Below are 12,840 nucleotides of genomic sequence, written 5' to 3'. Positions count from 1 at the left end.
ATTACAGTCACAATATAGTTCAAATTAAGAATGTTTAGGGATTTCCCTATTCTATTTCAAGGGATAAAGGTAAGGAGCTGAAATTGAGTTAAAAAAAAGGACCAGCTAGCTGGTCGCTTTGTTAAATTTATGAATGATGACTTTGACTCAAATGGGTGAAATATTCAGCAATTTCCCGCGTAGCCCGGGATGGACGCCAGCCGAGATTTTTTCCATCTGTGTACTATGAACCATAAGAAATTTATTTTTCTTAGTCAACAGTGGGTTTTCCCGGCTACCTTCTCCCGCTTCAAGTGGCATATTCGTTCCTGCCGGAAGGATCACAATCGTCAAGTATCCTTCACTGTCAACTTTACAGGGAGCATAATGAAGTGTCGTTGAATATATCTCGACAACCGTGTTTTTAGGCTGAAAAAACACCTGAACATTTGCACTGTTATAGGAATTGTCTTCAATGTCCTGTACTCTACCGACAAGATGAATACAGTCTGTAGCGGCAATCACCACCTCGCTGCCCTGATGATATTCCAACCCGGTCAGACCCGTATTCTGACCTACGCAAAAACCAGCCTGAATTGGAAGTTGACCGTACACCTGATCTTGAATCTGGTGAATTACACCGAAGTCTTCGAGTTCTGTGACCGAAGGTACATAATGATTTCCCTGATCAGGTACGCTGGTCGTATCTTTTGCATACTTGATGAGCTCCGTGGTATTGAAATGAGACAGCAGCCTCCCATACGGGCGGAATGCTTCGCTCATTACCTCATAAATGACCAAAGGTGCATTGACTTGATTTAGTCTTTCGATAGTCTTCATAACTTGACCTCCAGCAATGAATCTCCCGTATGCACTCGGTTGTTCCCCAGCACCTTAACTTCAGAGTATTCGGCTGTATTCGTTACAATAACCGGAGTAGTTATGTCATAGCCCATAGCTTTAATTGCTCCAATATCAAACTCGACCAGCAGTTGGCCCTTGGTAACCCGATCCCCTTCTGAGATAAGTGTTTTAAAATGCTGTCCTTTCAACTTGACGGTGTCCATACCAATGTGAACTAGGATCTCCGTTCCTCCATCCGATACAATGCCAATCGCATGGCCTGTACGGAAGGCATTAGCTATAGTTCCATTGAATGGAGAGAGCAGTTTGCCATCCTCAGGCACAATAGCAACGCCTTTACCCATGGCTCCCGTAGAGAACACTTCATCAGATATCTCAGATAACGGTTTGACAGCACCCGTCAGCGGGCTGGAAATATTCTCGTTCGTTAGCGCATGAGCTGGGGTTGCAGCTTCTTTCTTCTCTTCATGGACTGCAATCATTTCTGTTTCCATGGAATCATTAAATCCAAAGAAATACGTGGTAATGGCTGTGAATATATAAGCTACGATAATGGCAATTACGAATCCGGCAAATCCTGTGCCGAAGAATATCGGCAGGGATGCCAAGCCCGGTATACCTGGAGCAATTGCCACGGAACCCGCCGCACCTGTGATTGCCCCGGCGATAGCGCCCCCGATAATAGCCCATACGAACGGTTTTTTGTAGCGGATACTAATCCCGTAGATGATCGGTTCCGTGATGCCAAACAAACCTGTTATCGCTGCAGGCCCTGCAATCGCTCTCACTTTTGGATTTCTGGTTTTAAGGAATACACCCAGTGCCGCACCTGCTTGTGCAAAGTTAGAAGGCGCAAATAATGGTTTCAAAGTATCATGACCGTATACCGCAATGTTATTGTACATGATAGGAATAAACGCCCAGTGGAGCCCCATAACAACTAACATCTGCCACCCGGCACCTACAATGACTCCCGCTACAATCGGACTCAAATTGTATAAGAAAGTGTAACCCTTAGCCAGCCCCAAGCTCGCATATATTCCAATTGGTCCAACCGCAATCAGAGTCAAGGGAACAATGACCATCAGACAGATAAGTGGCGTTATAAAATTTTTCACGCTATCATGAATTACTCTATTCAGGAATTTCTCCAGAATGGATAGCAACCAAACCGCGATAATCACTGGAATAACCGAAGAAGTATAACTCATAAGAACAACAGGAATATTGAAGAACGAAATATCCGTTTTATCGTTATACAAAGTAATAATATTCGGATACACCAGAGCCCCTGCTACCGCAAGCGCAACAAAGGTATTGGCTCCAAATTTCTTCGAAGAGGTCACAGCAATCGCGATCGGCAGGAAATAAAAGATACTGTCTGCGGCAGCGAACCAGATCGAATAGACACCACCTGTTTTGGTGAGCCATCCTAACGAGACGAGCATTAATAAAAGCCCTTTCAAAATCCCCGAAGCTGCCAGTGCCCCCAAAAATGGTGTAAAAATACCGGAAATAATGTCCACCGTTTTGTTGAACCAGTTGCCTTCAGGAGCAGCGGATGCATTCGATTTGTCGTCATCTCCAAGGCTACTGATCTTTAAAATGTCTTTATATACGTCCCCTACCGTATTTCCAATGACTACTTGATATTGTCCACCGTTTTCAACAACTGTAATAACCCCGGGAATATTTTGTGTTTGGTTCTTGTCGGCCTGATCCCTGCTATTTAATTTAAATCTTAACCGAGTGGCACAATGCACCAAGCTAGAGACATTTCCTTCTCCGCCAACGGACGCTAAAATGTCTTTTGCCAGTTTTTCATCGGACATACTGCTCGCTCCTTTAATCCTCATTTGGCATCTATGAAAGTAAACGTTTACATTGATGGTGGTAATTCAAAGACTCTACGCGCACTCCAAGGAGTACGAAAAGAATATAGAGTCTCTGAATTACACGGGGTCAATCGTTACCGGCTTCTTCCTACCATTCTCTTGATTGTATGTCTGCGTCCTTTAATGGACAGCGCAAGCTGGTATACGTTCTCAGGAAGAGGTGTTCCTGCATAACCACCATCTCCAATGGCATGAATATCCGCGCCCGTCTGTTTCATCATGAGTGCGATCCAGGCAATCGTTTGAACATCTGCCCCTTCAACTGAGCTGTTCAGGAAAGAAAGAGCAAGCGTTCCGGGTTTATATGAATGGACAAATTCTACACATTGTCTGACGTGCTCCACTGTAATACCATGTCTGGAGCCAGGTGCAGGCAACGTAATAACGTCAGCACCAGAATCGATCAAGTCCTTTATAATTTCATTGGAAGGTCTCTCGCTCAGTGGATCACCCAATACTTTCTCAATGGTTCCGTCTTCCCATTTTCCGGCGCAGATCAGGATTTTGTCTCCCAGTGTTTCTTTTGCCAGCTTGGTAGCCTCAATGATCCGTTCAAAGGTTGTACCTGCGGAAGGATTTCCTCCCAATACGATAAAGTCAGCTCCAATCTCTAAGGCACGCAGGAAGTTCTCTCTGGAAGCGATTCTTCCTTCTTTGGCCTCCACATATTGTTCTCCCGCAACCTGAGCATCCGGGCTTGGACACTCAAAATAAATACCGAGCGGAACACCGGCCCATTCCTTGATTTGCTTCAGGCTATACGGCTTATCAGCCAGCTTGCCATGCTTCATTTCACGCAATCCGATATTGGATTCTTCCTTGATCATATCAAAGCCATTCAGCATAACCATATCTGCGCCGTAAGCTGCTTGGATCTCCGCATTGGTAACGCCATCGACCAGGCCGGAATTCAGCATCACATGATGCTGTCCCATAATGACGCGCCCTTCAGAAGCCAGAATGGATTCTTTTAGATCTGCTGCGCTAAATTTCAAAATATCCGTTTTCGTGCTTGCGATTAATCTTTTTGCCAATGTAATCTCCTCCAAGTCATTTATGTTTTAAGTGGTCGTTCGTCAGCACAAATGCTGTTCCTCGATGTCGGATATCATCTTGATGCGGTCGCCATGGCGTCCTCCTTCAAACTCAGCCTCCAGCCATGATTTCACTATCATTTTCGCCAATTCGCTTCCGACGACACGTGCACCGAATGCAAGAACATTTGTATTGTTGTGCTGCTTGGACAACTGTGCAGAATAAGGCTCGCTGCATACTACAGCCCGAATTCCCTTGACTTTGTTGGCCGAGATGGATATTCCCACGCCTGTGCCGCAAATCAGAATGCCTGCGTCAGCCTGCTTTCCGACCACAGCCTCTGCAACGAGCTTTCCATACTTCGGATAGTCGGTTCTTTCTGAAGTTTGCGGTCCATAGTCCATGACCTCATGACCCAGTTCATTAAGATAAGTTGAAATCGTCGTTTTAAGCTCTACAGCCACATGGTCGCTACCGATGGCAATTTTCATGGCTTTATTCCTCCCCGAATTAGATATTTTTTAATCTGTTAATGATGGTTTTGTAAGATTCTTCTTTACCAAACAAAGTGGATGTCCCCAGTACGAATCCTTCAACCCCGTAGTGTGCCAATTCGTTGATCTTCTCTTCGGAGATAGCCCCATCAACCACGATTGTATAATTCAATCCCTTTTCGCGTTTAAAAGCTTGCAGCGCTTTAATCTTGTCGTTCACGAAGGGTAAATATTTTTGCCCTGCAAAACCCGGATTTACGGTCATGACCAACACATAGTCAACCATGCCAAGTAAAGGTTCTACTGCAGCAATGGCTGTCCCCGGATTAAGAGCGATTCCCGCTTTTACCCCTCTTCCAACAATTCGGTCAATGGTGCGCGTCGGGTGCATATCGGCCTCCGGGTGAAAATAAATGATGTCTGCACCCTTATCGGCAAATAAATCAATATAGGCGGAAGGGTTGTCTATCATCAGATGTACATCCATTGTTTTTTGGGTTTGTTTACGGATAAACTCCAAATCCTGAAGCCCCATTCCGAAATTAGGGACAAATCTACCATCCATAATATCAATATGATAAATATCCACATTGGCTTCTTCCAGCGCGTTTACTTCATGTTCCAAGGATCTGAAATTAGCGCACATCATGGAAGGACATAATAACATACTCATTCATAATCACCCTTCTTCTAAAATAGAGTAAACGATTACTCAAACGACATAATCTGTTTAACATTTTCCAAAAAGCAACCGTTAATTCTTCTGCTCTTTGGTATTGAATAAACCAATTAGGAAAACGTTTACCCATTAAAAAAATAACAACAGTTCATGGCTCGAACTCCATCACTTGTTGGTTCCTCACACATCATATGGATTCTGATCTCTTTGAGTAAACGATTACATTTAACATAATTAAAGTTATCATTTTCTGATATTGTTGTCAAACCATTTTTTGTTGGATATTAAACGGGAAGTATACAGCATGATAGAGTACAGCTCGACCATCTTACTCTGGAGAGGTAAACAGTACCTATGCTTACCTCTCCCTTGGCTAATGCAAGATGATATCTGACCGCGAAACTAGGTGGTACTGCGTTGTATCAACCGTACTGGGATGGAATAATGCTGCTCTTGTTCCATCTTGTCTCCACTCAGCATACGAAGCAGCATACTGGAGGCTTTATCTGCAAGTGTTTCTTTATCCTGTTCAATTGTAGTCAATGGTGGATTGCAGTATTGGGAAATTGTATCATTATCAAAACCCACTATCTTGACTTCTCCGGGGACCTGTACTCCGAATTTCTGTAACGCCAGTAATCCGCCCAAAGCCAACCAGTCATTAGTGGCAAAAATGCCGTCAAACCGCAGTCCTTTTTCCAAGACATGTTTAATAGCAGCCTGTGCGTTTTCCAAAGTAGGCCCATCATTGTGAACTGCAACCAAGCGATCCTCGGATGGATGCAGTCCATGCTTTTGCAGAGCATCTTTATACCCGTGCAGACGCTCATTAACAGAGGATAGATTGTTTTGCTTGGTCAACAGCAAAATTTCCTTGCAGCCTTTGTTAATCAGCTCCTCTGTCGCCAGAAATCCACCCTCATAATGATCGGACTCAATAAAAGCTACATTCGTATTAATCTTCGGTCGACGGTCAATACATACAATCGGAATGGGACGTTTAAGCAATTCAGCAGAAAGCTCCTCCTGCCCTGAAATACAGATCAGACCATCTACCATCTTCCCATCCAAAGTTTTCAAATATTCTCGTTCCTTCTCCGCATCTTTAGCAGTATTACATATAATGGTGGAATATCCTTGTTTAAAAAAGAAGCTTTCCACTTTTTGGACAATGACTGAAAAAAATTCATTATTAATATCCGGCACCAAAACGCCAATCGTCTGTGATTTACTCATCCGCAGGCTTTTGGCGATGCTGTTAGTCTCATATTGGTACTTTTGGATTACTTCAATAACCTTCTGCCGTGTCTCCTCAGAGAAGCGACCATTCTCGTTAATCACACGGGAAACCGTAGCTACAGAAACTCCGCTCAACCTGGCAATATCCTTTATGGACACTTGATTTTTTTTCATATTATTTCCCTCAAATAGTTATATTGAGTAAACGTTTTCCTGATTGGAGATTAACATAATCCTAATATAGGTGTCAACTGACGCACTAGTATAGAAAGAGTTTTCCGCCAAAATACGAAGAGACCGCAAGTTAACATACCGTTTAATGAGTAAATACAACCTTTATAAGGAATACTTTAGGAACAACTTGTATCTTAAGGAAACATGAATTGAATCGTATGGAGGTGATCATCATGTGGTCTAAAATTATTTCTTATATTCCAAGCTGGAGTACACTCTTTCAAGCAGGCCTCGCGTTGGTTATTCCTTTAGGAATTTATTATATAAACACATCGATTTATTCGTTTGTCGGCAGTAAGGGGGCAAAATCCAAACATTCTTCTGATCGTCCGCTTTCCGACGAACATAACGAAGGCGATGCTGATCAACAGCATGAACCAAGCTCCAAAATTACAGGGAATTACGATTCCGATTTAGATTCGATCCGAGAGTCTATAGGCGAAAATAGTGATGTGCATTTTCGTGAGTTTATGTTGAAGAAATTTCATGCTCGGTCCGTATTAGTCTTCATAGAAGGTATGCAGGATGAAAAGCTTATGAGCAATCAGGTATTGGAGGTCTTGATGTTTGAGGGCCAGCAGGGCCAGCAGGACCAACAGGAAAGTATAAGTACCTCTTTTATAAAAGATAGCTTGATGCCACTTACGCAAATTAGTGAAGTTACCAGTATGGAGGAACTGTACGAGTTCATCCTTTTAGGTCATACCGCCTTATTAATTGAAGGAATGAAGGAAGCACTACTAGTGGGCTCGCCTAATGGCGCTATTCGCTCCGTCAATGAACCAACCTCTGAAGCATTACTTCGGGGTCCTAGAATCGGTTTTACGGAAGTATTAAGTGAAAATACTTCGATGCTTCGACGCCAGGGCTTAAATAAAAATCTGGAAATAAAGAAATTCCAGGTTGGAAGCCGAATCAAAAAGGATCTGGTTGTCGCGTACATCAAGGATATTGTGAATCCGGATCTTCTTGAAGAAGTAAAGCGCAGAATATCAAAAATAGACATGGATTTTTTGGCTGAATCCGGTTATGTGGAGCAACTCATTGAAGACAATTATTTAAGTCCGTTCCAGCAGGTTCACAACACAGAGCGACCCGACCGTGTCATTAATGCATTACTGGAAGGAAGAATAGCCATTCTTCTGGACGGGACTCCCTTTGCACTTATTGTCCCGGTGACCTTCAGTATGCTGCTTCAATCTCCCGAGGATTATTATGAACGCTGGATTCCAGGTTCACTTTTACGTTTGCTGCGATTTTTTGGAGCTTTCATAGCGCTGATGGGTCCTGCTTTGTATATCTCTTTTATTTCGTTTCATCCCGGTTTGATTCCGACCAAGCTGGTCATTAGCATCATTCAGACCCGTCAAGGTGTCCCTTTTCCTTCCGTCATTGAAGTCATGATTCTGGAAATTTCGATCGAAATTCTGCGGGAAGCCGGTATCCGATTGCCCAAACCCATTGGTCCTGCGATGGGCATTGTGGGAGGCTTGGTCATCGGCGACGCTGCTGTAAATGCGGGCATTGTTAGCCCCTTCCTGGTGATTGTGGTTGCGGTTACTGCCATCTCTTCGTTTTCGATACCGACATACAGTGCGGGCATTACCTTGCGTCTTTTGCGTTTTGTTGGAATGCTCTTCGCAGCACTCCTGGGCATGCTCGGAACCATATTGTTCTTTCTGTTGATTTGTATCCATCTGACGAAGTTGAAAAGCTTTGGCGTACCGTATGTAACTCCCTTTTCTCCCATGCGACCAAGCGATTGGAAGGATGTGTACATCCGGGCTCCTATATCTCTGATGAAACGAAGACCTGTTATGATGAAAACGCAGCAACGCAAACGTAGACCATGATGCCAAGACGAAGGAGGAGCCACTGTGTTTAGACGCTCTGATGACAAGATCACAACGAAGCAGGCGGCTGTATTCCTGACCAATACCGTATTGGGCGCAGGAATTTTGACACTGCCGAGGGGTGTAACTGAACAAGTACAGACTCCTGATGCATGGCTTTCAGTCCTCATCGGTGGAGGTATTGTCATATTCGTCGTCTGGGTCATGGTGAAATTAAGTCAACAGTTTCCCGGAAACACCATATATCAATACTCCAGAAGAATTGTAGGCACTGTTCCGGGAGGAATCTTAAGCGTGCTATTAATTATATACTTTATAATCATCGCCGGCTTTGAAATACGTGTGTTAGCTGAAGTGACCATGTTTTTTCTGCTCGAAGGCACACCCATCTGGGCGATTGTGATTCCATTTATCTGGGTAGGGAGTTATTTAGTTTTTGGAGGCATTAATCCCATCGTGCGACTGTACCAGATTGTACTTCCAATCAGTCTTTTCTTTCTGCTTTTTTGTTTTCTCTTTAGCTTAAGGATTTTTGAAATTGATCATCTTCGTCCCGTATTGAGTGAAGGGGTTTTACCCGTCATCAAGGGGCTGAAATCAACTATCCTTGTTTTCAGTGGATGTGAAGTCGTCATGACACTGGTCGCTTTTATGCAGCACCCCGAGAAAGCATTTAAGGCCATGGTAGTGGGGATCAGTATCCCTTTAATTTTGTACTTTTTGACCGTAGTTATGGTGATCGGCGGGCTATCGGTAGATTCCACTGTGACAAGTACTTGGCCTACCATTAATTTGATGCGCAGTTTTGAAATCCCCGGATTTCTTTTTGAACGTCTAGAGTTTCCACTGCTAGTGATCTGGATGATGCAAATGTTTTGTAATTCCTGCAGTTTTTTCTTCAATGCATCCTTAGGTGTTTCACAGGTGTTTGGTTTTAAATATCGTTATGCGGTTTTCGGTTTAATCCCGCTAATCTTTATCTCCACAATGACTCCTGTTCGTATGATGGAAGTGTTTAGCCTGGGCGATGCGATCGGATATATAGGAATCATATTATTTATTTTGATTCCGGTATTTCTCTCCATTGTGTTCATGATCAGGAAGAAGGGAATGAAGCAAAATGTGTAGACGACCTATCCTATCTGTACTGCTTGCCTTTATTCTTCTGGTGACTCAAGTCGGTTGTTGGAGCAGCAAAGAAGTAGAGGAACTTAGCATATATACAGGAATTTCTCTGGATAAGGGGGAGCTCACTCCATTGGAACAAGATCTGGAGAAGAAAGGCAGCCGTTACTTCAAGAAAAATAAAATTACGGCCAGCGTACAAATCGTCCCCAAAAAATCATCTGGAAGCCCAAACCAACAAGGCGGAGGAGGGGGACAAGAGCCAAACTATAACAACATAACTGGCACAGGAGATTCTTTGCTTGAAATCTTCCGCCAACTCTCTCTCCGTTTGGATCGCCCCGTTATTGGCCACCATCTAAAGGTCATGGTGGTTGCCACCGATTTGGCGAAAGAACAGACGATGCAGCAATTGATGGATTTTGCGCTTCGTGATAATGATATTCGCCCGAGTTGTTTGGTCTTTTTAAGCAAGGGACGAGCAGCTAGTACTTTAGTCACCAAATATAAGGAAGAAGTCCCATCCATTCATATTCTGTATATGCTTCGTAACCATTTCAGAACCAGCAAGGTAATGAGGGGGGTCAATTTGTCTGAATTGGATGGGATGATGCATTCCAAAAAAAGCTATATATTGCAAAACATCACTGAATCCGATGGGGAATTGGAATTTTCAGGTGCTGGTATTATTAAAGGAGATACCGGTCACTGGATAGGCAGTTTGGACCAACAAGACGTGGAGAGTATTGGATGGATTACAGGTGATGTTAAGGGCGGAGCTGTAAAAACATATGACAAGCGGAATGAAGCTATCACTTACGAAATCAAATCGGTAAAAAGCAAAATAACAACTAAAGTAACCGAAGGCAACGATATCTCGTTTCACGTAAAAATTGAATCCAAAGGACGTTTAATCGAAAACTGGGATGATAAAGCGGACCCGACTGAGACACAAAACATGAAGGAGGCTGAGAAAGAGTTTGAAAAACAAGTGACTCGCAGGATTAAGTCTCTTATGCACAAATTACAGTCAGAATATAAAGTCGATGTTGCCGGTTTTGGTGACCATTTGCATATTGAGAAACCGCAGGTGTGGAAAAAAGTAAAGGATGATTGGGATTACAAATTCAGCAAAATACCCGTAACCTTTGATATAAAATTATCCATTACGGATTTAGGCTCATCTGCTGAATGAAAAAGTCGAATTGGCCTTATATAAAGGCCAATTCGACTTAAGATTCGCGGTTATCTACTTAACCTCCAACGCTGCAACGGTCGTTCCTGAATTTCCAGAAGCGGCTACACGCTTATTTCAAATTGATTTTAAATACATCCCCTGCATTGCCACCCAAAACAATCAAGCCACCTTTGGGCAGTACAACCGAATTGTTATTGCTAGCAGTTGAAAATTGTACAACCGCTCCGTTTTCATCATAGACAGCGAACCCTCCGCTTGTTGGAAAATCAACGGTCATCGTTTTATTGGCTGAGTTTTTATCTATTTTATACCACGTGGCTTGGCCATTAGATGGTATGGTGTACACTGACTTTCCTCCCAAGATAGGTTTAACAGCATCTTCACTGATATAGGATTGTCCATCTATGGTTAAATACTCCGAACCATCCTTGGTATAAAAATTCAGGTCAAATGCATCTCTTCCACTCATAACAGGAATCTCAACGGCATTTACTGCTTTATTCTCATCCACAATTTTAGTACCACTTGCGTATCCATCATGATCAAAGGATATTTTTTTCGTTATAAATGAGGGGGCCAGATAAAATATGGAAGATATCTTTTCATCCAAAGCATAATAATTTTTCCCGTTTCTGTTTTCCCATGCCTTTTTAACTATGGGATTTACAGGATTGGCATCTAGCTTTTGATATTCATAAGTCACCATAACCATTTGACCTAATCCCGGAAAGTTTAAATATAGGTTAGCCTTAATATACGTTTTTCCGTTTTTTTGTTTGTCAAAGCTTATGGCTACACTGCCATCATTGCTTTTGAATTGTCCATTGCCTGTATACACATATTTTTGCGCCGGGACGAATCCATCCAAGAAAGCAGGTAAATCAAACTCACCGTTTTTAATCTCTACATTGATGGTTGTACCCACAGAACCGTATAATCCCGAATAAGAAAGTAAATCAGATGGCATTTCCACTTTTACAGGAGGCTCAAATGTTTTCTCCGGTATGATGTCTTTAATGATGCCCTTATCTTTTAAAACTTCCAATAAAATGTTAGAAGCAAAAATACTATCTAAGATGGAAGACCCTCCAGATGAAAGCACAGCCATAGAAATATGATGCTCTGGTATGGTGATCAAAGTAGAGTGATACAAAACAGTATCCCCACCCTTGGATAACGCAGTTATTCCGTAATCACTAAACGGTGCCAACTGAACCGCATCCCAACCAAGTCCATAATTAAAGCTGTTTGTCTCTTCAGGTACCCATATTCCATTTCGATATTCATGACTTTTCATGGACTTCGCCGATTGTACAGATAGAATATCGGGTCTGTTCCCCGTTAATACTTCTGAAAACATAGCCACCTCTTCTGCGGTGGAGTATAAGCCCCCTGTCCCGATGACATTGGCATTTTCAACCGGTAAAGCCCCCTCAACCGCAGGAAAATAAGTTTTGGACAGCTTTTGTCTATCAAATTGATCGAGAGGTGTTTTGGTAGATTTCAAACCTAAAGGTGTACTAATATGCTTTGCCAGGAAATCGGTGTAACTTAGACCGCTCACCCGCTCAACCAATATTTCAAGCAATTGAAATCCATCATTGGTATATACGGAATATTCGCCAGGGTTTGATTTTAAAGTTTCTGATTGCAACCTTAGCAAGAGCTCATCATGATTTTCTGTATCATTGTCATTAAATAACATACTATTTTTATAGTGAGCACCGTAAAGACCTGACGAATGATTTAACAGCATACGGGGTGTAATTTGTTTGTATCTTTCATCAGACATTTTAAAGTCCTTAATGTATGTTGTTAGCGGCTGATCAATATCTACCTTATGGGCATCGACCAGCATCATCGTTGCAGCAGATACATACATTTTGCTTGTAGAGCCTATACCGAACATCGTATCTTTGGTGATCGGCTCGTTGGTTGCTTTATTCTTTACACCCACGCTATCCGATAATACAATGTTTCCTTGGTCCATAATGGCATACTGCACACCGCTAGCACCGTATTTGGATACCAGCTCCGAGGCTAGACTGCGAGCCTTTTCCTTGATGGGTTCAGCAGTGCCTTGAGCAAAAGTATTCGTCATCGGCAGTACAAAAAGCATAGCAGAAACGAACACAGCTATTATTTTCTTCATTCCATATTTCCTCCTCTTATAGCTTCACCAGGCTTTATTACTGACCTGATCATACAATGAACGAGGATTCTATATAAAAAAACACCCTTAAAC

The 12,840-nt window shown here is 42.7% G+C and carries 10 protein-coding genes; 3 read left to right on the top strand and 7 right to left on the bottom strand.

Going from position 1 to position 12,840, the window contains the following annotated elements; translation table 11 throughout:
- Window positions 1-147: 147 nt before the first annotated feature.
- From MHI21_RS03475 to MHI21_RS03450, 6 genes are all read right to left on the bottom strand, one after another.
- A complete protein-coding gene (locus MHI21_RS03475; RefSeq protein WP_342419440.1) occupies window positions 148-819 on the bottom strand; it encodes a DUF4867 family protein in 672 nt (223 codons plus the stop codon).
- Window positions 816-2,675, bottom strand: coding sequence for a beta-glucoside-specific PTS transporter subunit IIABC (locus MHI21_RS03470; RefSeq protein WP_342419439.1), 1,860 nt, complete (start codon window positions 2,673-2,675; stop codon window positions 816-818). Before MHI21_RS03470 ends, MHI21_RS03475 begins: the two co-directional genes overlap by 4 nt.
- A gap of 137 nt (window positions 2,676-2,812) precedes the next feature.
- Window positions 2,813-3,772 (bottom strand): hypothetical protein, encoded by a 960-nt coding sequence (locus tag MHI21_RS03465; protein ID WP_023986895.1) that lies wholly within the window; start codon window positions 3,770-3,772, stop codon window positions 2,813-2,815.
- Window positions 3,773-3,814: 42 nt separating this feature from the next.
- Window positions 3,815-4,264: a ribose 5-phosphate isomerase B gene (gene rpiB, locus MHI21_RS03460; RefSeq protein ID WP_023986894.1), complete on the bottom strand. Its 450-nt coding sequence runs from the start codon at window positions 4,262-4,264 to the stop codon at window positions 3,815-3,817.
- Window positions 4,265-4,283: 19 nt separating this feature from the next.
- Window positions 4,284-4,940: a ribulose-phosphate 3-epimerase gene (gene rpe, locus MHI21_RS03455; RefSeq protein WP_341162341.1), complete on the bottom strand. Its 657-nt coding sequence runs from the start codon at window positions 4,938-4,940 to the stop codon at window positions 4,284-4,286.
- 408 nt (window positions 4,941-5,348) lie between these two features.
- Window positions 5,349-6,359 (bottom strand): LacI family DNA-binding transcriptional regulator, encoded by a 1,011-nt coding sequence (locus MHI21_RS03450; RefSeq protein ID WP_341162342.1) that lies wholly within the window; start codon window positions 6,357-6,359, stop codon window positions 5,349-5,351.
- 233 nt (window positions 6,360-6,592) lie between these two features.
- Here MHI21_RS03450 and MHI21_RS03445 point away from each other — a divergent pair, with 233 nt between their 5' ends.
- From MHI21_RS03445 to MHI21_RS03435, 3 genes are read left to right on the top strand one after another with little or no spacing between them, the layout of a single operon-like run.
- Complete coding sequence (locus MHI21_RS03445) at window positions 6,593-8,272, top strand: spore germination protein (RefSeq protein ID WP_342419438.1); 1,680 nt, start codon at window positions 6,593-6,595, stop codon at window positions 8,270-8,272.
- A gap of 24 nt (window positions 8,273-8,296) precedes the next feature.
- Entirely contained in the window at window positions 8,297-9,400 is a 1,104-nt protein-coding gene (locus MHI21_RS03440; protein ID WP_342419437.1) for a GerAB/ArcD/ProY family transporter, read from the top strand.
- The gene (locus MHI21_RS03435) at window positions 9,393-10,592 is read left to right on the top strand and encodes a Ger(x)C family spore germination protein (protein WP_342419436.1); all 1,200 of its coding nucleotides are present in this window, start codon (window positions 9,393-9,395) and stop codon (window positions 10,590-10,592) included. Before MHI21_RS03440 ends, MHI21_RS03435 begins: the two co-directional genes overlap by 8 nt.
- A gap of 112 nt (window positions 10,593-10,704) precedes the next feature.
- On the opposite strand, the gene MHI21_RS03430 is transcribed toward MHI21_RS03435, so the two are convergent.
- Window positions 10,705-12,747, bottom strand: a complete 2,043-nt coding sequence (locus MHI21_RS03430; protein ID WP_342419435.1) for a serine hydrolase domain-containing protein — start codon at window positions 12,745-12,747, stop codon at window positions 10,705-10,707.
- Between the last annotated feature and the right edge of the window lie 93 nt (window positions 12,748-12,840).

Origin of the sequence: Paenibacillus sp. FSL H8-0168 (genome assembly GCF_038592955.1) — a bacterium.
GTDB classification, from domain to species: domain Bacteria; phylum Bacillota; class Bacilli; order Paenibacillales; family Paenibacillaceae; genus Paenibacillus; species Paenibacillus polymyxa_B.
The sequence above is the reverse complement of the archived record's forward strand: the minus strand, read 5'-3'. Positions and strand labels throughout refer to the sequence as shown.